Source organism: Pseudomonas sp. Irchel s3h9 (assembly GCF_900187475.1).
GTDB classification, from domain to species: domain Bacteria; phylum Pseudomonadota; class Gammaproteobacteria; order Pseudomonadales; family Pseudomonadaceae; genus Aquipseudomonas; species Aquipseudomonas neuropathica.
The window spans coordinates 67,872-90,916 of record NZ_FYDH01000002.1; the positions used below are offsets into that span (position 1 = coordinate 67,872).

A 23,045-nucleotide genomic window follows, 5' to 3' on the forward strand; every position below is an offset into this window, starting at 1 on the left:
GATAGCGGAGTGTCATTTAGCGGTGATAGTGACTGATACACCGCTATCGCGAGCAGGCTCACCCCTACAGGGGATCAGTGTTCAACCCAGGCACACAGCGACTTTACAGGCACGAAAATGACCCGGCGTTCGTTCGACCGGCAGGCCAACGGCTGGCCGCGCGATCGCCCTCTCACCCCTGCGTGCCTGCTTTTTACGAGGTGACACCATGACCCGTTCGACGCTCGGCGATTCTCAGGACTTTCACGTGTTCATCGACGCCTATCGCCGTGAGTACCCGGACGATGTGCTGACTGTCACCCCAGCGATTTCCGCCGATCAGGACGTCACCGCCCTGGTCGATGCCCTCGCCGCCCAAGGCCGCGATCCACTGCTGATCTGCGAACACGTCGGCAACCTCGGTGTGCCGGTGGCGACCAATCTGTTTGCATCCCGTACCCGCATTGCCCGGCTGTTCGGCGTCACTGCGGCGCAACTGCACGAAACCTTCCAGACCCGCGCCAACCAGCCCATCGCACCACGCTATGTGGAGAGCGGTCCGATCCTCGATGAGGTCTTCGAAGGCGAAGCGCTGGACCTGGCGCTGCTGCCGATGCTCAAGCATTTCGCCAGCGATCGCGGCCCATACATCACTAACGCAATCATCATCGCCGAAGACCCGCTGACCGGCATCGCCAACATGAGCTATCACCGCTCGATGCGCCACGCCCGCCAAGCGCTAGCGACCAGTCTGCATTCACGCGGGCACCTGTGGCGAATGTTGCAGACCGCTCGCGAGCGTGGCGAAGAGTTGCGCGTGGCAATGGTCGTCGGTGCGCATCCGTTGTTCATGCTCGCCGCTGCTGCGCGCTTGCCTTATGGCGCCGATGAGCGTGCCGTCGCTGGCGGGCTGTTCGGCGCGCCGCTGGAACTGGTGAAAACCCCACGCTACGGCATCGGTGTGCCGGCGTATGCCGAGTTTGTTCTGGAAGGCGCGATTGACCCGGCGGCGTATGCCGAGGAAGGTCCGTTCGGTGAATTCAGCGGTTACTCCTCGGATCGTTCGACCAACAACGTGCTGCGCGTGGATACGCTGTTAAAGCGCAAAGACGCTTGGCTGGTCGACGTCATGGGCGGCCGCTACGCCGAACACCTGACCCTTGCCCGCCTGCCGCGCGAAGCGGAAATGAGCGAGAAACTCAAGGCGCGTTTCCCCGCCGTCACCGCTGTGCACTACCCCAATTCCGGCACGCATTTTCACTGCTACGTCGCGCTGGACCAAAGCCGTGACGGCGAGGCGCGGCAGATCATGCTGGCGCTGCTCGGCTGGGATCCGTACCTGAAAACAGTGATCGCAGTGGACAGCGATATCGACATCAGCGATGACAGCCAGGTGCTGTGGGCACTGGCCACGCACTTCCAGCCGCACCTGGATATTTTCACTATTGATGGTTTGCCGGGCAGTCCGCTCGATCCTTCATCGTCGGTCAATGGCACCACGTCGCGGATGGGCCTGGATGCCACACGCGGTTCGGGTTTTGACGGGATCAAGGCGCAGCTCGATCAGGAAGTTCTGGAGCGCGCGCGGGTTTTGCTCAAAGGTCTGCAATCGTGAACCGGCAACGGCTGGTGGTCGGCATCAGCGGTGCGTCCGGGTTTATCTATGGCGTGCGACTCCTGCAATTGCTCGCCGAGTTGAACATCGAAAGCCACCTGATCGTCAGCCGCGCCGCGCTGCTGACCATGGCCCACGAAACCGACTACAAACTCGCCGACGTCACTGCGCTGGCCAGTCATTACCACCGCGCCGATGACGTCGCCGCCGGGATCGCCAGCGGATCGTTTCGCTGCCTCGGGATGGTGGTTGCGCCGTGCTCGATGAGGACGTTGGCGGAGATTGCCACCGGCACGTCCTCGGGGCTGATCGGTCGTGCCGCTGACGTCACGCTGAAGGAGCGCCGCACGCTGGTGTTGATGGCCCGGGAAACGCCGCTGACCCTCGCCCATTTGCGCAACATGACCGCCGTCACCGAGATGGGCGGGATCATCGCCCCGCCGGTGCCCGCCTTCTACGCCCGCCCGGAGAACCTGGCGCAAATGGTCGACCACAGCCTCGGCCGCGTGCTCGACCTGTTTGGTCTCGATGCGGGCGTTGCCACCCGCTGGCAAGAACACCAAAAACCCTGTGGGAGCGAGCTTGCTCGCGAATGCGATGGATCAGTCGCCATCACTGCTAAATGACACACCGCCTTCGCGAGCAGGCTCGCTCCCACAATGAAGCAGCATCACCCGAATTCAGTGTGCACCGGTCAATCAAAGGAGCCTCACCATGAACACCCCATTCAACGCCCCAACCCGCAACACGAAAATCCCCGTGACCATCCTCACCGGCTTCCTCGGCGCGGGTAAAACCACCCTGCTCAATTACATCCTCAAGGAAAACCACGGCCGCAAGATCGCCGTGATCGAAAACGAGTTCGGCGAAGTCGGTATCGACGGCGACCTCGTCCTCAGCTCCGAGACCGAAGAAATCTACGAGATGGTCAACGGCTGCGTGTGCTGCACTGCCGAGGTTCGTGAGGACCTGGTGCGCATCGTCCGCGAACTGGTGGCGCGGCCGGTGCGCCTCGATCACATCCTCATCGAAACCAGTGGCCTGGCCGATCCGTATCCGGTGGCACAGAGCTTCTTCATCAATGACCCGATCGCCGAAGAAGTCGAACTCGACGCGATCGTAACCATGGTCGACGCCAAACACATCGCTCAGCATCTGGAGGATCTGCAACTCGATGGCGTCGACAATCAGGCGGTGGATCAGATTGTCTGCGCCGACCGGATCGTCATCAACAAGGTCGATCTGGTCAGCAGCGACGAGGTGGACGTTCTGCGCGGCAAGATCCGTGGCTTGAACGCCACAGCGGATCTGGTGACCTCGACCCATGCGCAAATCGACCTGACGAAAATCCTCGGCATCGGCGCATTCGAATGCACGCAGAAGCTCATGGAAATCGGTGCTGAACCTGAGCACCACGACCACCACGATCATCATCACGAAGCGCCCGATCACGAACACGATCCAAGCGTGTCATCGGTGGGCATCGCCGTGGACGGCGAGGTCAATCTGATGGCGTTCCACCGCTGGATCAGCGGACTGCGCTCTTCCCAGGCCGACAACCTGTACCGCATGAAAGGCGTGCTCGCCGTCGCCAACGAAGACCAGCGCTACGTGCTGCAAGGCGTGCACAGCCTGGTGGAATTCCGCGCCTCGACCGCGTGGGGCACGGAGCCCCGCTCGAGCAAGATCGTATTCATCGGCCGCGACCTCGACCGCGCGGCGCTGAACCAGGGCTTCGCCGCCTGCCTAGCAGGCTGAAACAAGGCATCGGAGCCGGTGGATGGCGGCTTCGGGCACATGTGTACGAATGACTGATGCCAGTTTTTTACACAACACAAAACTTGTGGGAGCTGGCTTGCCAGCGATAGCGGACTGTCAGTTTATAAAAATGATGACTGCTAAATCGCCATCGCTGGCAAGCCAGCTCCCACAGGGTTCCACTGTGTTCTTGAGCTGATCGGCATCAGACGAATACCCCTCTCTACCGCATAAAAACAGCCAGAGGTGTTTCCCCATGTCGTCAGCCCCATCTCCAACGCAATCCGCCACCGTGCATCCCGTGGACCGCATTTTACCGGTGCGACAGATGCTCACCCTCGGCCTGCAACACATGGCCGTGTCGTACATCGGCGCCATTGCCGTGCCGTTGATTGTCGCCAGTGCCTTGAAAATGTCCCATGCCGACACGGTGGTGCTGATCAGCACCACGCTGTTCTGTTCAGGCATCGCCACCCTGTTGCAAACCGTCGGTTTCTGGAAATTCGGCGTGCGCCTGCCAATTCTGCAAGGCGTGGCGTTCAGTAGCGTCGGCCCCGTGATCGCCATCGGCAGCAACCCGGAGGTGGGCTTTGCCGGGGTCTGCGGGGCGGTGATCGGCGCGGGGATTTTCACCATGCTGATAGCGCCGTTCGTGGGTCGATTGCGGCGATTTTTTCCGCCGGTGGTGACCGGTTGCATCGTCACCGTGATCGGCTTGCAGCTGTTCCCGATTGCCTATGAATGGGTCGGAGGTGGGCGCAACGCGAGCAACTTCGGCGCCCCGGCGTTTCTCGGTGTGGCGGTGGTGGTGTTGCTGACGATTCTGCTGGTCAACCGCTACGGCAGCCCGCTACTGCGCAACATGGCGGTGTTGATCGGCATGCTGATCGGTGCAGGCCTCGCGTATGGCCTCGGCATGGGCAGCTTTCACAGCGTCGAAGAGGCGCCGTGGCTAACCGTTCCCTATCCGTTCTATTTCGGTCTGCCGACTTTCAGCCTGATCCCCATCGCGACCATGGTGGTGGTGATGATCGTGCAGATGGTCGAGTCGATGGGGCTGTTCGTGGCCATCGGCGACATCGTCGAAAAACCGGTGGAAGACAAACAGGTCATCAATGGCCTGCGCGCCAACGGCCTGGCCAGCACCATCGCCGGGATGTTCGCCGCGTTTCCGTTTATCGCCTTCATGGAAAACGTCGGCCTGGTGATCCTCACCGGCGTGCGCAGCCGTTGGGTGGTCGCGGTCAGCGGTTTGCTGATGTGCTCGATTGCCTTGGTGCCAAAGGCCGGCGCGATCATCGCCTCGATGCCGACCGCTGCCCTCGGTGGCGCTGGCATCGCCATGTTCGGCGTGGTCGCAGCGGCAGGCATTCAGACCCTCGCCAAAGTCGACTACGAGCGCAATCGCTACAACGTGCTGATCGTCGGTTTCACCATCGCCGCCGCGCTGGTACCGGTGCTCGCGCCAACCCTGTTCAAACAACTTCCCGAGTGGTCGCAGCCGTTCCTGCACAGCAGCGTGGTCATCGCCTGCCTGGTGTCGGTGCTGCTCAACGCCGCGCTGAATGGCGTCAGCGTGCCGGAAACCACCGCCAACAAATCCGCCTCGCACATCCTTTAGTTTGGAGCTGCCCATGACTCAACTTCAGAACATCCTGATCAAGAACCCGGTTGCGGTGATGACCGGCCTGCGCGGCCCCCGCGCGCGGGCCGGCGCCGTGGACATCCGCGTGGTCAACGGGCGCATCGCCGCGATGGCCGCCGACCTGCAAGCACAACCCGGTGAACGGGTGATCGACGCGCGAAACTGCGTGGTCTATCCGGGCTGGATCAACACTCACCACCATCTGTTCCAGAACCTGCTCAAAGCCGTACCCGCAGGCTTGAATCAGGATCTGCAAGGCTGGCTGGCCAGCGTGCCCTACCCGCGTCTGAACCGGTTTACCCCGCAACTGGCGCGAATCGCTGCACGGCTGGGCATGGTCGAATTGTTGCTGTCTGGCGTGACGACGTGCGCTGATCACCATTATCTCTACCACGCCCACGGCAGCACCGAGACCGGTGATCTGCTGTTCGATCTGGCGGATGAGTTTGGCCTGCGCTTTGTCCTGTGCCGTGGCGGCGCGCTGGAATCGGCCAGCGCCCATCCGGGCTTCTCGAAAACCGCGCTGCAACCGGAAAGCCTTGAGCAAATGGTCGGCGATATAGAACGGTTGAAATCGCTGTACCACCAGGACACCCCGGACGCGATGCGCCGCGTGGTGGTCGCCCCGACTACACCGACGTTCTCGCTGCCACCGACGCTGCTGCGCGAACTGGCGCACACCGCGCGCGGCCTCGGCTTGCGCCTGCACACGCACTTGTCGGAGACACAGAACTACGTGAATTTCTGCCGCGACAAGTACAACTGCCTGCCGGTGGAATTCGTCGCTGAACACGAGTGGCTCGGCCCGGACGTCTGGTTCGCCCACGCCGTACACCTGCAACCCGGCGAAATCCGCATGCTCGCGCAGACCGGCACTGGCGTCTCCCACTGCCCGGTGAGCAACGCTCGGCTGGGCAGCGGCGTGGCGCCTGTGCCCCAGATGTATGAGGCCGGCGTGCCGGTTTCCCTGGGGGTGGATGGCGTAGCCTCGAACGAGTCCGGAAGCATGGTCGGCGAAGCCAACACCGCATGGCTGATCCACCGCGCTGAACAAGGCGCCTCGGCGACCACGGCGGAAGATGTCATCCACTGGGGCACGGCAGGCGGCGCGCAAGTCCTCGGACTCGACGCAGTTGGCACACTTGAAGTCGGTCAGGCGGCAGATCTGGTGATCTACAGCCTCGACCACCCGCGGTTCTATGGCTTCCACGACAGCGCCGTCGCGCCCGTGGTGGCGGGTGAGCCGATTAGCGTCAAATACAGTCTGGTCGGCGGCCGCGTGGTCGTGGAGAACGGCGTGATTCCGGGCCTGGACATTGAACGCATGCGCGCCGAAGCGTGGGAAGGTGTGCAGCAACTGATGGACGTCGACGACTAACCTCGCCCCCCCTGTAGGAGCTGCCGCAGGCTGCGATCTTTTGATCTTGTCTTTTAAAAAACAAAGTCAAAAGATCGCAGCCTGCGGCAGCTCCTACATCCGGCGTGTGGATTCGCGCGTCTTGGCTTTCTCGACTAACGTTATTACCTCATCGGATAGAGTCCCTGCCCGCAACACCCGGCTCTTTTTCAAGGAGAGACTGATGACGTCGCGTCGCAACATCGAACAGACCTACCGTACTTGGTCCAGCCCGATTCTGCTGGAGCTGAAAAAGCGTGAGCACCAAATGGCGCCGGTCGAGCGCCAGGCACTTGAGAATGTTCTGGTGGAAAGAAGGTTGCTGGACATCGGCGGCCCGGAGGGTATTGAACGTCGTCGCAACAGCGGTGGCTGATACTGCGCTTTCGCGAGCAGGCTCGCTCCTACAGGGTTTTGGGTAACTCACAAAGCTTGTGTTCACCCGCAATCACTGTGGGAGCGAGCCTGCTCGCGAAGAGGCCGTGTAGACGCCTCCATCATTTGGGCCGACGCACCGCCCTCACCCGGCCACTGTCGCCACCACCGCAATAGAATCGATCGGCCCCGTCGGCTTCCAGCCCCGAAACACCCGAGCCCTCGGGCATCTTCAACGCCGCGATGACTTCACCGTTCTGCGCATCGATATGCCGCAGTTCACTCTCATCCCCTTCCCAAGTGCCATGCCACAACCCGCCATCCACCCAGGTCACCCCGGTGACAAAACGGTTCGACTCCAGCGTGCGCAGGATCTTGCCGGTCTGCGGATTGATCTGATGAATCTTGCGCTCGCGATACTGCCCCACCCATAACGAGCCGTCCGCCCAGGCCATGCCTGAATCACCGCCATTGCCCGGTGCCGGGATGGTATGGAGCACGCGGCCGGTGGCTGGATCGATCTTGTGGATGTGGCGATCGGCGATCTGATACAGATGTTGGCCATCGAACGCGGTGCCACCATCAGCGCCAACCTTGATCGTGCGCACGGTTTCGCCGCTGACCGGGTCGAGTGCATTGAGCTGGCCGTCGCTGGCGAACCAGACCTGCTGGCCATCGAAGGTCACGCCGTGAACGCCTTTGATGTCGTCAAAAGGACCGTACTCGCGAAGGATTTCTGCGTTTGCCTGTTTCATGTCGGCTTCCTCATGGATGTGTGGGTCCAGCCTAACCATTGCCCAACGACACCGGGAGTAACAAGATCGTCGCGAAACCCGTTAGCGGTGGCGTCATCCAGCGCCGCGCCCGGCCCACGCCAAAAGCCTGCACCTTGTCCTCCACTGCCAGGGCCTCCAGTGCCCGCTGCACCTGTCGCTGGCTGCGCCCCAACGCCAGCGCCAAGGCTGAACTCGACCAGGCCTCACCGTCAGCCAGCAAGGCCAACAACTGTGCCTGTCTGTCTTCAATCGGCAGCGTGAGCAACGCCACATCGGCCGCTACCAGTGCAAAGCCGCGCGAAGTGGCGGTGATATTCGCCAACGGTTGCAACGCTGATCGCAGCCGACCGATTTCGACACGCAACCGCGCGCGGTGGCTTTCATCACTGAGCTGCAGGCGGAATGCCGTCGCAATCAGTTGCTCCCGAGACACATCGCCCGGCCAGGCTTGCGCAAGCAATCGGGCAAGGTTGAACAGCACCGGCCGGGTTGCCAGTGCCACGGTCATCCCGGCTCCGCGCACGCTGTAGCGCGTGGCATCGATCACCAGGCTTGACGACGCGAACAACGCTTCAACCTGCGCCAGATTCACCGCTTGCGCGTGCCCCGCGCTGGTCAACCGCGCGGCCGGCGCATTGAGGACTCGTATGGCATGATCGACCTCTGCCATCAGGCTCGCGATGCCCGCTTGTTGTGCCGCTAGCTGCGCCCGGGCAAGTGCGGCGCTGGCCTTGTGCGCCTGTACCCGGCGCAGGGCAATCCCGGCGGCCGTCAGTTCATGGGCGGCATGCAGCGCCGGCGGCAATGGTGCGCGGTCCACTTCGGCAAGCAGCGCTTCGGCCGCATCCAGTTCACCAATCAGCAGCAGGCGGCGAATCTGCAAGTATCGCGCGTGCGCTGCGTTCAACCGGTCACCGTGGCTGAGCAGTAATTGCCGGGCGGTCTCCAGCGCCTTCACCGGCCAGCCCAGGTTCCGCGTCGCCAGCGCCACTTCCGCCTCGGCCACCACGCAACGCGCCCGCGACAGCGGTTCGTTGCTGCCAAAGGCTTTCACCGCGCGCTGCAACAACGCTTTGGCGCGGGGCAGATCACCGAGCTGGGCCATGGCAATGCCACGTAACGCCAGCGCAGGCGGGTCTTCACGCAAAGCAACGTAGTTCAACGCACCCAGCGGATCACCAGCGCTCAGCGCCCGACCAGCGGCAGTAATCAACGAGTCCATGGTGAATTCATCCCGGCAGACACCTCGGTACAGTGCTTTGAGATCGAGTTTAATGCAGGGGTTCAAGCGTGTTTAAAATCCCTTGATAGCACTTTGGTATTGCTGCACCATCAGCCAAGCTTTTCCACGGAAGGAGTCAGGCATGCTGGACGCAAACGCTACCCACATTACCTTTTCCCTTGAAGGCAGTTCCAGCGACCTGCAGGTGCTGAGCTTTGTTGGTCGTGAAGCCATCAACCAGCCCTTCCGTTTCGACCTCGAAATGATCAGCGCGCGCCCCGACCTCAAACTCGAAGAGCTGCTGCACAAGCCCGGCGTCCTGACCTTCGGCCCCACCGGTGCAGGCAAGATCCACGGCCTGGTCTATCGCATCGAGCAAGGCGATTCCGGCAAGACCCTGACCCGTTACAGCCTCAGCCTGGTACCACAACTGGCCTACCTGCGGCACAACCATGATCAGCAGATCTTCCAGCAACTGACCGTACCGAAGATCATCGCTCAGGTGCTGGAAGATCGCGGCATCCTCGCCGACGCCTACAGTTTCCAGCTCAACGCCGAATACCCGGAGCGTGAGTACTGCGTGCAGTACGACGAATCCGACCTGCATTTCATCCAGCGCCTGTGCGAGGAAGAAGGCATTCACTTCCACTTCCAGCACAGCAGCAGCGGCCACAAACTGGTGTTCGGCGACGACCAGACCGTGTTCCGCAAACTCAAAGCCGTGAGCTACCAGCAAGACTCCGGCATGGCCGCCGACAAACCGGTGATCAAACGCTTCAACCTGCGCCTGGAAACCCGCACCACTCGCGTCAGCCGCCGCGACTACGACTTCGAAAAACCGCAGATCCTCCCCGAAGGCACCGCGAAAAGCACCTTTGCCCCGGACCTCGAAGACTACGACTACCCCGGCCGCTTCACCACCCGCGAGCGCGGCAAGTTCCTTTCCACCCGCGCGCTGGAACGCCATCGCAGCGACTACAAACTCGCCGAAGGCAAAGGTGACGAACCAACCCTCACCAGCGGCCATTTCCTCACGCTCGCCGAACACCCGCGCGCAGAATGGAATGACCTGTGGCTGCTGCTGGAAGTTTTCCACGAAGGCAAACAACCGCAAGTGCTCGGCGAAAACGTCACCAGCGACGTCACCGACAACAAAAGCGATTTCCACCAGGGCTACCGCAACAGCTTCCTCGCCACCCCGTGGGACGCGCACTACCGCCCTGCCCTTGAACACCCGAAACCGAAAGTCCTCGGCAGCCAGACCGCCGTCGTCACCGGCCCCGCAGGCGAAGAAATCCACTGCGACCAATACGGCCGCATCAAAGTGCAATTCCACTGGGATCGCGACGGTCAGTCCAACGACAAAACCACCTGCTGGATGCGCGTCGCCAGCGGCTGGGCCGGCGCCGCGTACGGCGGCATCGCCATCCCGCGCATCGGCATGGAAGTCCTCGTCACCTTCCTTGAAGGCGATCCCGATCAGCCACTGGTCACCGGCTGCCTGTACCACAAGGAAAACGTCGTCCCCTACGACCTGCCGGCGAACAAAACCCGCAGCACCTTCAAAACCCTGAGTTCACCGGGCGGCAAGGGCTACAACGAATTCCGTATCGAAGACAAAAAAGGCGTCGAGCAGATCTACATCCACGCCCAACGCGACTGGGACGAGAACATCGAACACGATCAGAAGATTCGCGTCGGCAATGAACGGCACGACACCGTTGAAGCCAACGCCCTCAGCGAGTTCAAAGTTGAAGAACACCGTATCACCATTCTCGATCGCAAGACCGAAGCGCGGGCCGATGACCATTTGACCGTCGGTGCCACCCGGCACTTGAAGGTCGGCACTGCACTGTTTGTTGAAGCCGGGTCCGAAATCCACTATTACGCCGGTGACAAAGTGGTAGTCGAGGGAGGCATGGAACTTACCGCCAAGGCTGGCGGCAGTTTTGTCAAAGTCGATGTCGGTGGCGTGACCATCAGCGGTGCGCAAGTGAAAACCAACTCCGGCGGATCTCCGGGATCAGGAACCGGCATCGCAATCAAACTGCCGATCGCATTGACACCAGCAGATGCCGACACGGCCGGCAAAACCCTCAGTGCAGCCCCCATCAATGCACCACCAACAGCGGCACCGCTTGCAGCACCAACATCGGCGACCACTGCAGACTTCCGGCTCGTACAGCAAAACATGCAGGCGCAAACATTGGTGACCGCCTCAGAAACCGGCAAGGCCTTCTGCCAGATCTGCAACCAATGAGCCAGTTTCGTCCCAGCCTCAACGAATGGTTGACCGCCGAACTCTGGCCTCTGGGTTCGCGCCCGGGCGCCGCCAAGGTCTACGCCTTGCTCGACGGCGCCCGCGACCCACGCATCGAACCGCTGGTCCGGACCAGCGGCGCTGAATTCTCCTGCCTGTACGCAGGCGAACTCGCCCCTAGCCTGTCGGCGGCCGCACCTTATCTGCTGCACCTGGATCCGCAGCAGGCCTACACCTGGCGATTATTGGAAGACAGTTGGGGACAGAGTTGGGGCATTTTCGTCATCGCCCCTGCGCAGGTTTCCCTGGACGAATTACGCGGCCACTTTCGCACGTTGCTGCGTGTAAGTGACCCGGATGGCAACCTGCTGGTGTTCCGCTTCTACGACCCCAGAGTCCTGCGCGTTTACCTGCCGACCTGCACGCCCCCGGAGCGCGCTGCAATATTCGGCCCGGCGAGCAAGCTGATCGCCGAAACCAGCACTGGCCAGTCATTGATTGTTTACCCGGCAGATCCTGCGGGCGGCCCGGCGGCGCGGGTCAGTGGCTGGCCCTCGGCACAAGCGCTGGGCTGAGTCTGCGGTTCTTCAGACTGGAGAAATCGTTGCCAGCAAGCCGATCAAAATAGTGAGAGCCAGAAAACCACCCAGGAAAATCGCCATCTTGTTCATGTTGCTCTCCTCAATGCTCAGCTTGCGGTGCACCGGATGCTTCGGGATGAAGGCTTGTCGCGAGTGACCGAACTGTGGGGCTATTTTGAGCGGATGACTGAACCGGTAACAGAGGCAGATCCAGCGAAAAAATACGGATCAGATGCGCATCTGATCCGCTTGAGCCATTGGCCGACATTCAGATCGCCGCACAAGGGTTCACTTTCCGAGCGATTGAACTAGAGTCATTGCCGTCGCGAGTACAACAACAAAAATCCCGGAGTGAACATGACTGACCTGAACCTGCAACCCAGCGTCGCCGAATCCCTGAAGCAGTGGCACGAAATGATCCGCACCGGCAACCTCAGCGCCCTGCCCGGTCTGCTTGATCCGCAAGCCGTGTTCCGCTCGCCGATGGCCCACACGCCTTATCCGGGCGCACCGGTGGTGTCGATGATTCTCAACACCGTATTCGAGGTGTTTGAGGATTTCCGCTATCACCGTGAACTGGCGACTGCCGATGGCCTGAATGTGATTCTGGAGTTCAGCGCCAAGGTGGGTTCGAAGGAGCTGAAAGGTATCGACATGATTCGCTTTGATGAAAGAGGGAAGATTGTCGAGTTTGAAGTGATGGTGCGGCCACTTAGTGGATTGCAGGCCTTGGGCGAAGAGATGGGGCGGCGACTCGGCGCTTATCTGGCGTCCGCCAAAGCCATGTAGGAGCTGCCGCAGGCTGCGATCTGTTGATCTTGATCTTTCAAAAGCAAGATCAAAAGATCGCAGCCTCGTTTCACTCGACAGCTCCTACAAAACGCTTTGCCACAAAAAAGCCCACTGACCGTCGCCGGTTCAGTGGGCTTTGTGCGTCTGGCGTCTAGTTACAGCGCCATGTCACGTGCAGCGTTTTCCTTCGGAGCTTCAGCTTTTTCAGCTGCAGGTGCGGCCGGGGCAGCAGCCTGACCGATCACTGGAGGTGTCGGCAGTTCGAGGATCTTGGCGGTGTAAGCCCACTCTGCAGCCACTTTGGCTGGATCGTTGTTCAGCTGAGTGCCGTAGCTTGGAACGATCTGGTGCAGCTTGGTTTGCCACTCTGGGGTCGCGACTTTGTCTTTGAAGACTTTCTGCAGCACGCTCAGCATGATCGGTGCAGCGGTCGACGCGCCTGGCGATGCGCCCAACAGGCCGGCGATGGAGCCGTCTTGTGCAGCAACGATTTCGGTGCCCAGTTTCAGCACGCCACCAGCGGCTTCATCACGCTTGATGATTTGCACGCGTTGGCCGGCTTGCCACAGGCGCCAGTCTTCGGCTTTGGCGTTCGGGAAGTATTCCTTCAGCGCGTTCAGACGGTCTTCATCCGACAGCATCAGTTGGCCAGCCAGGTACTCGACCAGCGGGTATTCCTTGATGCCGACCTTGGTCATAGGCCAGATGTTGTGGGTGGTGGTGCTGGTCAGCAGGTCCAGGTACGAGCCTTCCTTCAGGAACTTGGTGCTGAAGGTCGCGAACGGGCCAAACAGGATGACGCGCTTGCCGTCCAGGACACGGGTGTCCAGGTGCGGAACGGACATCGGTGGTGCGCCAACCGATGCTTTACCGTAGGCCTTGGCCAGGTGCTGTTCAGCGATGGCCGGGTTATCGGTCACCAGGAACGAACCACCAACCGGGAAGCCAGCGTATTCCTTGGCTTCAGGAATACCCGACTTCTGCAGCAGGTGCAGTGCACCGCCGCCCGCGCCGATGAAGACGAACTTGGCGTCGGTTTCGGTTTTGGTGCCGTCTTTCAGGTTTTTGTAGCTGACGCGCCAAGTGCCGTCGGCATTCTTGGTGATGTCCTGGACTTCGCTCGACAGTTTCAGATCGAAGTTAGGCTTGGTCTGCAGGTACGTCGCGAACTGGCGGGTGATTTCGCCGAAGTTCATGTCGGTACCCAGCGGGCTCCAGGTGGCCGCGATTTTCTGGTTCGGGTCACGCCCTTCCATCATCAGCGGGACCCACTTCTTGATCACAGCCGGATCTTCGGAGTACTGCATGCCGGCGAACAGCGGGCTCGCTTGCAGGGCTTCGTAGCGCTTTTTCAGGAACTTGATGTTGTCATCGCCCCACACGAAGCTCATGTGCGGCGTGGTGTTGATGAACGAGCGAGGGTTCTTCAGAACGCCTTGCTGAACCTGCCAGGCCCAGAACTGACGGGAGACCTGGAACGCTTCGTTGATCTCGACGGCTTTCGGGATCGTTACGTTGCCTTTGTCGTCTTCCGGGGTGTAGTTCAGCTCAGCGAGCGCCGAGTGACCGGTACCGGCGTTGTTCCAGCCGTTGGAGCTTTCCAGGGCGACGCCGTCGAGGCGCTCGACCATTTCCATCGACCAGCTTGGCTCCAGCTCATTGATCCACACACCGAGGGTGGTGCTCATGATGCCGCCGCCGATCAGCAGGACGTCGACTTTCTTTGCTTCGTCAGCATTGGCGGATGTCATCCCCATCGCCAAAGCCAGACCCAGCAGGGCTGTGTTCACTTTCTTAAACATCTGTTGCACCTATGATAAAACGCCTTCCGCCCGCCGCTGTTATCTGTATGCGATCCGCTTTGATGACGCTCAGGCTAGCGTCGCAGATTCCGGCACACTTCAATTTTGACGGGTGGGCACACAAGGCCGACATGCTGCATCGACCTCAGTTAATGTCCCTTCTGAACTGACTTCTTATCATTATTGGCTCAGCTACTTGAGCGACAGGGATTCCGTCGGCCCGCCCGAAGGCAGGCAAACCGAATAAGGTCAAACCAAGTTGGCGCGAAGAATATCACGTCAGGGCAAACCCGCGCGTCTGTTCCCGACTTGAGAGTCTTTTTCCATTCAGGGACTTATCGGCCGCCAGTCGCTGAACATGACCCTCTGATGAGTGCGTCGACGCAAACCATCCTGCATTCAAGTGTAGTTGCCCAGAGATTGAGCACTTTTGGGCAGTGCCTTGCTCAAGCATTATCTGCTACGTTGTACGACGACTGACAAATTAGTCGTCAACCCCATAACAACAAGGAAACAACCTCAATGACCAAGACCCGACTCCTGATCGGCTTTCTCTGTGCCTTCAACGGTTACGCGATGGCCGCCTCTGCCCCGGCGGAAAAAGACGTTGCCCAAGCGGTGGACCATCTGACCCAGGCGATGCTGCACAAGGACATCGCCGAACTGAACGCGCTCACCGCGCCCAACCTGACTTATGGCCATTCCAGCGGCAAGATCCAGGACAAGAAGGAGTTCATCGCCGACATCGAAACCGGCAAGAGCGCGTTCAAGACCCTGGAAATGCAGAACCAGACCATCACCCTGTCCGGCGACACCGCGCTGGTCCGCCACCACTTTTCCGCGCAGGCGTTGAAGGGAACCGAGGTGGTGCCGACCGAGATCGAAAACTTTCAGATCTGGCAGAAGCAGGACGGCAAGTGGTTGTTGGTGGGGCGGCAGGCGTTCAAGTTCTGATTGATAAAAAGGACTCCGCCTGAAATGAGTAGAGGCAGAGTCCTTTCCCACAAAAAACTGGCGCTATACCTGAGTCGTCGCATTTCCCACTCCTGTTTCCATCCCGCCCTGATATGCTGCACCGCTATACCGCATCAGCTCGTCTCTATGGAGTAATCAATGACCCGACTACGCGTCAAGCATTTTGGCCCTATCCGTAACGGTGTGAAGAACAATGGCTGGATAGAGTTCAAACGTGTGACCGTATTTGTGGGCAATCAGGGCTCGGGGAAGAGCACATTGGCCAAACTGTATTCAACCTTCTCGTGGATTGAGAAGGCACTGGTGCGCGGCGACTACGACGCAAAATGGTTTGAACGAAAAAATAAATTCATCAAGCCCTACCTCATGTATCACAGGCTCGAAAATTATCTTTCTGCGGATACTGAGATCGAATACGAAGGTGAAGCCTACGTAATCCATTATTTGCGCGGACAGCTGCATGTCAGTGAATTGAAAGGCAGAAAATATCACCTGCCTCAAATCATGTATGTGCCTGCAGAACGCAATTTCATCGCCTACGTCCGGCACCCCCGGGAATTGAAGCTTTCTTCTGATTCGCTGAAAGAGTTTTTGACTGAGTTCGACGCGGCGAAAGCCAATATGAAGGGGGCACTACGCCTACCGATCAATCAGGCGGAACTCGAATACGACAAACTGAATGACATACTCAACATCCGCGAATCAGACTACAAACTGAGATTGGCTGATGCGTCCAGTGGTTTTCAATCAGCTGTACCGCTACATCTCGTGAGCCACTACTTAGCCAACACCGTTCAAGAGCGAAGTGAAGAGCGGCAGGAAACCATGAGTACCGAAGAGCTGGAGCGTTTCAGAAAGGAGGTTGTGGAGATTTTTTCCATCGACTCACTGACAGAGGAACAACGCCGTATTGCTCTCTCTGCATTGTCAGCCAGGTTTAACAAAACTGCTTTTATAAACATTGTTGAAGAACCCGAACAGAACCTTTACCCACGATCACAATGGAGCGTTCTGCAAAGCCTTCTTCAGTTCAATAACCAAGGGCAAAACAACCGTCTGGTACTGACAACTCATAGCCCTTATGTGGTGAGTTATCTGACGATCGCTGTGCAGGGCAAACATCTGCACGACAGTATATTGGAGAAGCGCGCAGAGGCCCTGCTAACCAGCCTCGCCAAAGTAATTCCCCTGCACGCGTTGGTAGACGCTAATGAACTGGCGATTTATCAAGCCGATGAAACAACTGGAAGCATCGAAAAATTGCCCATGTCGGGAGGCATTCCGTCGGACCATAACTACCTCAACGAATCACTTCGTGAAGGTAATGATTTGTTCGATCAACTTCTCGATATCGAGGAGGCATTGGAGGCGTGAATTTCCTCAATGCTCAATGTCAAAGTGGCCCTTACCACCAAGAACGGTTTGGCCTGTGCGACAACACATCGCGTCCTGTCGCCTACGCCGATCCAGAGTCAGAAGAGACCTGGATCGCCACAGTCAAAAACCCGGATAGTAAAGCGGTCCTTTTCACAGCCATCGACAAATGCGTGATTGGTGACACTGAAGAACCGGGGCGAGGTCGATGTGACTGCATGCTGACCACAAATAAGCAGCTTTACTTGGTCGAGTTGAAAGAAAGAGGCGGTAGCGCATGGAAAAATCATGCGATTGAGCAGCTCGAGTCGACAATTCAATTTCTGCAGACAACGCATGGTGAGGAGTATCTGGATAACTTCAGTCCTAAAAAAGCGTTCGTTTGCAATCGCAAGAAAAAGCCCTTTGTCACCATTGAAACAGATAAAAAACAACATTTCTTCAGAACATATAAATTCAAACTGGACATACAAACGACGGTACTTATCGTCTGAAAGCATTCCTGTTACCTATTTGCCTGACATTCAACTCAGGTTCGGGTCATTCCCCCGCTTTCACAACCGAAACCGATCCACCGACTGCGCCAACTGCCCCGCCAGGCTCGACAACTCATCGGTGGTATTCGCCGTTTGCCCGATCACCCGGCTGTTGCCTTCGGACATCCCGGCAATCATTTCCACCTGATGGGCGATCTCGTTACTGGCCTGGCTTTGCTCGCCAATCGTGCGAGTGATGTCGTTGACCAGTTGCGTCGTGCTCAACGTCGCCTCGAGAATTTCGCGGATGGCCCGCTCGACATCCGCCGTCACCGCCATGCCCTTGTCGACCTGCGCGACACCCGCCTCCATGCTGCTGACCGCCTCGCGGGTGCTGTGCTGAATGCGCGCGACCATCGCGGCGATTTCCTGGGTAGAAGCGCTGGTGCGTGCCGCCAGACTACGCACTTCATCCGCCACCACCGCAAACCCCCTTCCCTGCTCGCCGGCCCGAGCCGCTTCAATGGCGGCGTTGAGCGCCAGCAGATTGGTCTGGTCGGCAATGCTCTTGATCACCTGAATGATGTTGAAAATGGCTTCGGATTCCTGATCCAGCGTGCGGATCACCTGCGCCGACTGTTGTGCTGATCGGGCGATATCGTCCATGTCGCTGACCACTTGATGAATGACACCGCCGCCCTCCTTGGCCAGGGTTTCGGCCTGACTGGCCATGCTCAGGGCTCGTTCGGCGTGGCGGGTGATTTCCTCGATGCTCGCGGTCATCTGGCTGGCGGCAGCGGCCATGGTGCCGGCAGCGACGCTTTGTTGCTGACTGCTGTCGGCGACCTGATGGCAGCCGTGGCTGAGTTGTTCGCTCATGCCACTGACGCCGTGAGCATTGCGCCGCACCACATCGATCATGTTGCGCAAGTCGCGCTGCATGGTTGCCAGTGTGCGTATCAGAGTACTGGCTTCGTCCTTGCCGGATGGCTCGGCGATCGGCTCGCTGAGGTTGCCGTGGGCGATGCTTTCGGCGATGCGACTGGCGGTCTTCAACGGCGCCATGATGCTCAGAATGACCCAGCGCCCCTGGATCAAGAGCAGCACAAGACTGGCGATCAACACCACGCCGAGCGCGATGTTGGCGCTGCGGATGGCTGACTCGGTGCCTGCGCTGGTCTGCAGCGTATTGGACTCGATCAACTCGCTTAACGCGGCCATTTGCTCTTCAAGCTGACCAAACGCCGTGTTGAAGGTGCCCAGTTCCTGTTGAGCCGCATCAGGGTTGTCCAGCGCCAGCCCGACAATCCGTTCGCCCGCGCTGATGTAGGTATCGAGGCTCGGTTTGATCTGCTCCAGGGCCGTGCGCAATGCCGGATTGATCGGCAATTTGAGGTTTTCCTCGAGCACTTCATGAAAATGCCCGGCATGCTCGTTGATCGATTCGCGTACCTCGCTTGCCGTGCTGGTGCTTTTGCCCAGCCCGACCAGCATCGCCGAGTAGACATCGGCGCGCAGGGCGTCGTGCATCATGTCGGCTTCCATGTGGTTGCGCAGCGCGCTCATGCTGACCGCGTTATCGCTGACCGCCGAGGCCATCCGCTGATTGCCGACGTAACTGACCAGACTCACGATCAAGGCTGTCAGCAGACTTGTCACAATCAGCAACACTAAACGCAGTTTGATCGACACCGGATTTTCCTCTCTCGTTACGCCCGTAAACGCTTGTCAGCCTTCAGTTAAGCCTATTTGCGCAGGTCTGCCGCGCCAGAGCGTGTCAGCAGGTGTCGGCGTGCTGGCCAAAGGCAGCAAAACTTTCGGATTGCGCGGCAAGTCTCACTTTTCAACGCGCACGGCCAACGCCTTCATCACCGGTTAATGCCGGCAGGCTATTGAGTCCGTCGTTCTGAATTCTCATGCAGCAAAAGGAAACGCTATGAAACGCGCATTGTGGTTGGGTCTGCTCGGCACGTTCGCCATCGGTACCGCACACGCGGCGACGGAAAAAGTCGCGATCAATCTGGTCAGCGCTGACGGCGCGCCGCAGGCGATCGGCTCGGTCACCATCAGTGAAACGGCGTATGGCCTGTTGTTCACGCCTGACTTGAAATCTCTGCCGGCCGGCGTGCACGGTTTCCACGTGCATGAAAACGGCAGCTGCGAGGCCGGCATGAAGGATGGCGTGAAAGGCGCCGCACTGGCGGCGGGCGGGCATTTCGATCCGCAAAAAACCGCCAAGCACCTCGGCGCTTACGCCGACGGCCATTTGGGTGATCTTCCGGCGGTTTACGTGACGGCGGACGGCATCGCCAACTACCCGGTATTGGCGCCGCGCCTGAAAAAGATCTCCGAGATCAAGGGCCACGCCCTGATGATCCACGCCGGCGGCGACAACCACGCCGATATGCCCAAACCACTGGGCGGTGGCGGTGATCGTATGGCCTGCGGGGTGATCTGACTCATTCCAGCGTGAAAGACGGGCAACCCGCCATGGCGTTGCCCGCGTCTGTTTTGCAATAACGCAGACTTTGCTGCGCCACGGAACTCCCGCCGCGCGCGCCCCTCTCACATTATGTAATCCTTCCCTTTTTGCTTCGCGCTTGTGGAGGAACACCGTCATGCGCAAGTTAGTGCTCGTTTCTTCTTTACTCCTATGCCTGCCCGTTGGTTCCGCTCTGGCCAAAGTCGATGCCGGAGATGTCGCCACCTCGGCCGGTGTCTCCGCGTCGCTGTACTCGACCTTCAAGGATCACAAAATGGTGATTCCGGCCCGTGACGACTTGTCTGCATTTGTCGCCAGTGGCGGGGCCATTCGTGGGGTTTATCTTGAATCGGTGCTGCAACAGGCTCGCCAGGAAAATCCTGGCCTCAATGCCAGTGATGAAGATCTGGCCAACGCGATTCTGGTGCATTACGAAGGCTTGAATCAGTAGCCGTCACGGATAAAGCAGCCGATGGATGGCCGCTGACGGCGCATAGGCAAAACTGTCCGACGGCCTCTATGATGGAGGCCATGACGACTTCTGTGCCCTTGCGCTCACCCTGCCCGCCCGGCGCCTGCATTTGCGGGCGCGATCCGTTGCTGGAGACGCCCGGCGCGGATTTGCGCATCCTGCGCCTGACCCGAGAGGAAGAAAAACGCCTGCTCGCTCGCCTCGAAATGCTCAAAGACCTGAATGACCTCAAACATCTGCAACAGCGCATGTTCGAGCAATTGGGGATTCGCGTCGACGTCGCTCCCGGTTTCAACGAAGTGCGCACCATGCGCGGGATCGCTATTCAAATCGACGAGTTACCGGGCCTGTGCCGCAAGACACGTGCAGCGATCCCGGCCGCCATTCGCCGCGGACTGGAAAACCACCCGGAAATCGCCTTCGAATTGCTCAACGCTCACGACTTGCTGCGCGACACCTGATCACTTTTTCAGCCCCAGGCGTTTGCGCATTTCGGCGGTGATGCTCTGGCGGGTTTTCTTCATGTCAGCCCACGGCTCGTCACCGACCTCAGCCAACCGCTCATGAACGTTGTGCACGTTCCACTGATTGCCGCCCTTGAGCTCGGCGACCTCTTCGCGAAACAGCGGCACCGACACCGGCAAGCCTTCGCGGGTGCGCGCGGCGTAAGCGCAGATAGTGGTGGCGCCCAGACCGTTGCGCAGGTAATCGATAAAGATCCGCCCGACGCGGTTTTTCGGCCCGGACACCGCAGAAAAGCGCTCCGGCAACAGCTTGGCGATATGACTGACGATGGCGTGGCTAAAGTCCTTGACCTCGTCCCAGCCAAGTTTGCGGGTCAGCGGCACCACCAGATGAATCCCCTTGCCGCCACTGGTTTTCAGGAATGCTTTCAACCCCAATTCATCAAGCACGGTCAATGTCAGCGCCGTCGCTTCGACCATGCTTTTCCACGGCAGCGCCGGATCCGGGTCAAGGTCGAGGACGAAGCGATCGGGCTTGTCCAGATCGACCGTGGTGGCGTTCCAGGTGTGCAGTTCGACCGTGCTCATCTGCACCGCGCCGATCAGCGCTTCGGCGTTATTGATCAGCATCACCGGTTGCCCGGTGAGATCTTTGTCCAGCGTGGTGATGCCGGGTATTGCCAGGCGCTCGGCGTTTTTCTGGAAGAACAACTCGCCGGCAATACCGTCTGGAGCGCGCACCAGAGCCACCGGGCGATCCTTGAGCTGCGGCAGGATCCATTCGGCGACGCTGGCGTAATACTCGGCCAGTTGCATCTTGGTGGTGCCGCTGACCGCGTCGATCACCCGATCCGGGTGCGTGATGCGCACCTTGCCGTTGGCCAGTCCGAGCTGTGACGGCGCGGTATCTGGATTGCTCGCCGGGGCTTTTTTCGGCGGTTTTTTCGTGGCTGGTTTCTTCTCTGCAGTCTTCACCGGTTTCGCTCGCTCCTCTGTGATGCCCTTGGCCGGTTTGTCGTCGCGCAAGCCATGGAACACGGCGTGGCGTACCGAACCGTCCTTGGTCATTTCGGCGAATGCGACTTCCGCCAGCAGTTTCGGCTTGAGCCAGTGCACGCCTTTGACCTCGAAGCCGCTGGGTGGATTGACCACCGCCGCCTTCTTCACCTGCAAGGGCTTGAGTTGGGCCAGAATGCTTTTCAACGTCGATTCGTTGAAACCGGTGCCGACCTTGCCGGCATAGCGCAATTCACCGCTGTCGCGGTCATGCAGCCCCAGCAACAACGCGCCGAAGGCACTGCGCGAACCTTTCGGATCGGTGTAACCGACGACCACGAATTCCTGGCGGTGTTTGCACTTGAGCTTGATCCAGTCACTGCTGCGCCGCGACACATACGGCGAGCCGAGGCGTTTGCCGATCAGGCCTTCCATCTGCATCTGGCAGGCGCTGTTGAGCAGTGCATCCGGGGTTTCGTCGAAGGCTTCGGAGAAACGCAACAAGGGTTGCTCATGACTGCCGAGCACCGTGGCCAGCGCGGCGCGCCGCTCTTCAACTGGCACTTCACGCAGGTCGACACCGTTGAGATAAGGCAGGTCGAACAAGTAGTAGAGAATGTTGCCGCTGCGTCCGGCTTCGAAAGCATTTTGCAGGGCCTGAAAGTCCGGCACACCCTGTTCGTTGGCGACGACCATTTCACCGTCCAGCCATGCGGATTCCAGCCCCAGCGCGGCCACTGCTTTGGCTTGTTGCGGCAACTTGTGCGTCCAGTCATGTCCGTTGCGGGTGAACAGTTGCACCTGATCATGATCGATGCGCGCCATGATCCGGTAGCCGTCGAACTTGATCTCGTAGCTCCACTGCCCTTCCGGCGCGCTGTCGACCAGCGTGGCCAGTTCCGGCTTGAGTTGCGTCGGCAATTTGGCCTTGTGCGCGCCGGTGAGCTTGCCGCTCGCGGGCTTGCGGGTTTTCGCCGCAGGTTTCTTCAGCGGTTTGCTTTGCTCGGCGGCCAGTTTGGGTTTGCCCACTATCGTGCGTTCGCTCAGGACACTGTCCGGCTCGGCCAGCAGCACGTCGTAATCATCCTGCGGCCGCGCGGCATCGTCCTGATGCTTGATCAGAAACCATTGTTCCTTCTTGCCCGGCATGTGCGTGCGCACCAGATTCCAGACACCGCCGAGCTTTTCGCCTTGCAGTTCGAACTTGAGCTTGCCCTTGGCGTAGGCCTTGTGCGGATCTTCCAGCGGAATCCACACGCCACGATCCCAGACGATCACATCACCGGCGCCGTAGTGCCCTTGCGGAATGTTGCCCTCGAACGTTGCGTAATCCAGCGGATGATCCTCGACATGCACCGCCAGCCGCTTGACCTTGGGGTCGAGTGACGGCCCTTTCGGCACTGCCCAGCTTTTCAAGGCGCCATCGAGTTCCAGGCGAAAGTCGTAATGCAGGTGTGAAGCGTCGTGCTTCTGGATGCAGAACTGCAAAGCATGTTCGGCAGCGGTTTTACGTCCCGAGCGCTTGACGGCAGCCGGTTCCGAGGTCGCCGAAAAATCGCGCATGCGGTTGTAGTCGTCGAGGTTCCTGTTCATCGTGCACCTGCC

The 23,045-nt window shown here is 59.5% G+C and carries 20 protein-coding genes and 1 pseudogene; 15 read left to right on the forward strand and 6 right to left on the reverse strand.

Annotation, left to right across the window (positions count from 1 at the left end):
• The first annotated feature begins 208 nt into the window (after positions 1–208).
• The 6 genes from CKW26_RS03210 (at position 209) to CKW26_RS03235 (ending at position 6,769) form a co-directional block, all read left to right on the forward strand.
• Positions 209–1,594, forward strand: a complete 1,386-nt coding sequence (locus tag CKW26_RS03210) for a UbiD family decarboxylase (protein ID WP_095047476.1) — start codon at positions 209–211, stop codon at positions 1,592–1,594.
• Positions 1,591–2,220: a UbiX family flavin prenyltransferase gene (locus CKW26_RS03215; protein WP_095047477.1), complete on the forward strand. Its 630-nt coding sequence runs from the start codon at positions 1,591–1,593 to the stop codon at positions 2,218–2,220. Before CKW26_RS03210 ends, CKW26_RS03215 begins: the two co-directional genes overlap by 4 nt.
• An 88-nt stretch (positions 2,221–2,308) precedes the next feature.
• Entirely contained in the window at positions 2,309–3,352 is a 1,044-nt protein-coding gene (locus CKW26_RS03220) for a GTP-binding protein (RefSeq protein WP_095047478.1), read from the forward strand.
• A 256-nt stretch (positions 3,353–3,608) separates the two neighbouring features.
• Positions 3,609–4,973, forward strand: coding sequence for a nucleobase:cation symporter-2 family protein (locus CKW26_RS03225; protein ID WP_095047479.1), 1,365 nt, complete (start codon positions 3,609–3,611; stop codon positions 4,971–4,973).
• Positions 4,974–4,986: 13 nt separating this feature from the next.
• The gene (locus CKW26_RS03230; RefSeq protein WP_095047480.1) at positions 4,987–6,375 is read left to right on the forward strand and encodes an amidohydrolase family protein; all 1,389 of its coding nucleotides are present in this window, start codon (positions 4,987–4,989) and stop codon (positions 6,373–6,375) included.
• A gap of 202 nt (positions 6,376–6,577) precedes the next feature.
• Positions 6,578–6,769: a hypothetical protein gene (locus CKW26_RS03235; RefSeq protein WP_095047481.1), complete on the forward strand. Its 192-nt coding sequence runs from the start codon at positions 6,578–6,580 to the stop codon at positions 6,767–6,769.
• 121 nt (positions 6,770–6,890) lie between these two features.
• Here CKW26_RS03235 and CKW26_RS03240 read toward each other — a convergent pair whose 3' ends face one another.
• Positions 6,891–7,523 (reverse strand): PQQ-binding-like beta-propeller repeat protein, encoded by a 633-nt coding sequence (locus CKW26_RS03240; protein WP_095047482.1) that lies wholly within the window; start codon positions 7,521–7,523, stop codon positions 6,891–6,893.
• 31 nt (positions 7,524–7,554) lie between these two features.
• Positions 7,555–8,766 carry a helix-turn-helix domain-containing protein gene (locus CKW26_RS03245; RefSeq protein WP_095047483.1) on the reverse strand — a complete coding sequence of 404 codons (1,212 nt, stop codon included), beginning with the start codon at positions 8,764–8,766 and terminating at the stop codon, positions 7,555–7,557.
• Positions 8,767–8,908: 142 nt separating this feature from the next.
• Here CKW26_RS03245 and CKW26_RS03250 point away from each other — a divergent pair, with 142 nt between their 5' ends.
• The 3 genes from CKW26_RS03250 to CKW26_RS03265 all read left to right on the forward strand — a co-directional run bounded on the left by CKW26_RS03250 (position 8,909) and on the right by CKW26_RS03265 (position 12,396).
• Positions 8,909–11,026, forward strand: a complete 2,118-nt coding sequence (locus tag CKW26_RS03250; RefSeq protein WP_256579863.1) for a type VI secretion system tip protein VgrG — start codon at positions 8,909–8,911, stop codon at positions 11,024–11,026.
• Entirely contained in the window at positions 11,023–11,601 is a 579-nt protein-coding gene (locus tag CKW26_RS03255; RefSeq protein WP_095047484.1) for a DUF4123 domain-containing protein, read from the forward strand. Before CKW26_RS03250 ends, CKW26_RS03255 begins: the two co-directional genes overlap by 4 nt.
• 363 nt (positions 11,602–11,964) lie before the next feature.
• Positions 11,965–12,396 carry a nuclear transport factor 2 family protein gene (locus tag CKW26_RS03265; RefSeq protein WP_095047485.1) on the forward strand — a complete coding sequence of 144 codons (432 nt, stop codon included), beginning with the start codon at positions 11,965–11,967 and terminating at the stop codon, positions 12,394–12,396.
• A gap of 158 nt (positions 12,397–12,554) precedes the next feature.
• Here CKW26_RS03265 and mqo read toward each other — a convergent pair whose 3' ends face one another.
• A complete protein-coding gene (mqo, locus tag CKW26_RS03270) occupies positions 12,555–14,201 on the reverse strand; it encodes a malate dehydrogenase (quinone) (RefSeq protein WP_095047486.1) in 1,647 nt (548 codons plus the stop codon).
• 522 nt (positions 14,202–14,723) lie between these two features.
• On the opposite strand from mqo, the gene CKW26_RS03275 reads away from it, so the two are divergent.
• From CKW26_RS03275 to CKW26_RS03285, 3 genes are all read left to right on the forward strand, one after another.
• A complete protein-coding gene (locus tag CKW26_RS03275; protein WP_038369331.1) occupies positions 14,724–15,155 on the forward strand; it encodes a nuclear transport factor 2 family protein in 432 nt (143 codons plus the stop codon).
• 159 nt (positions 15,156–15,314) lie between these two features.
• Entirely contained in the window at positions 15,315–16,550 is a 1,236-nt protein-coding gene (locus CKW26_RS03280; protein WP_095047487.1) for an AAA family ATPase, read from the forward strand.
• Positions 16,547–17,044: a hypothetical protein gene (locus CKW26_RS03285; protein WP_095047488.1), complete on the forward strand. Its 498-nt coding sequence runs from the start codon at positions 16,547–16,549 to the stop codon at positions 17,042–17,044. The genes CKW26_RS03280 and CKW26_RS03285 overlap by 4 nt, the downstream gene beginning before the upstream one ends.
• 60 nt (positions 17,045–17,104) lie before the next feature.
• Here the strand turns inward: CKW26_RS03285 and CKW26_RS30445 are convergent, their stop codons facing one another.
• Both CKW26_RS30445 and CKW26_RS30450 read right to left on the reverse strand, forming a co-directional pair.
• A complete protein-coding gene (locus CKW26_RS30445) occupies positions 17,105–17,968 on the reverse strand; it encodes a methyl-accepting chemotaxis protein (protein WP_371857731.1) in 864 nt (287 codons plus the stop codon).
• Positions 17,963–18,718, reverse strand: a pseudogene (locus CKW26_RS30450) (MCP four helix bundle domain-containing protein); the annotation flags it as partial. The gene CKW26_RS30445 and the pseudogene CKW26_RS30450, both read right to left, overlap by 6 nt.
• Before the next feature lie 244 nt (positions 18,719–18,962).
• On the opposite strand from CKW26_RS30450, the gene sodC reads away from it, so the two are divergent.
• The 3 genes from sodC to CKW26_RS03305 all read left to right on the forward strand — a co-directional run bounded on the left by sodC (position 18,963) and on the right by CKW26_RS03305 (position 20,441).
• Complete coding sequence (gene sodC / locus CKW26_RS03295) at positions 18,963–19,484, forward strand: superoxide dismutase family protein (RefSeq protein WP_095047490.1); 522 nt, start codon at positions 18,963–18,965, stop codon at positions 19,482–19,484.
• Between the two features lie 160 nt (positions 19,485–19,644).
• Positions 19,645–19,959 carry a DUF2388 domain-containing protein gene (locus CKW26_RS03300; RefSeq protein WP_095047491.1) on the forward strand — a complete coding sequence of 105 codons (315 nt, stop codon included), beginning with the start codon at positions 19,645–19,647 and terminating at the stop codon, positions 19,957–19,959.
• 80 nt (positions 19,960–20,039) lie between these two features.
• The gene (locus CKW26_RS03305) at positions 20,040–20,441 is read left to right on the forward strand and encodes a hypothetical protein (protein ID WP_175559657.1); all 402 of its coding nucleotides are present in this window, start codon (positions 20,040–20,042) and stop codon (positions 20,439–20,441) included.
• Here CKW26_RS03305 and ligD read toward each other — a convergent pair whose 3' ends face one another.
• Positions 20,442–23,033, reverse strand: a complete 2,592-nt coding sequence (ligD, locus tag CKW26_RS03310; RefSeq protein WP_095047492.1) for a DNA ligase D — start codon at positions 23,031–23,033, stop codon at positions 20,442–20,444. It lies immediately after the preceding gene.
• Positions 23,034–23,045 lie beyond the last annotated feature (12 nt).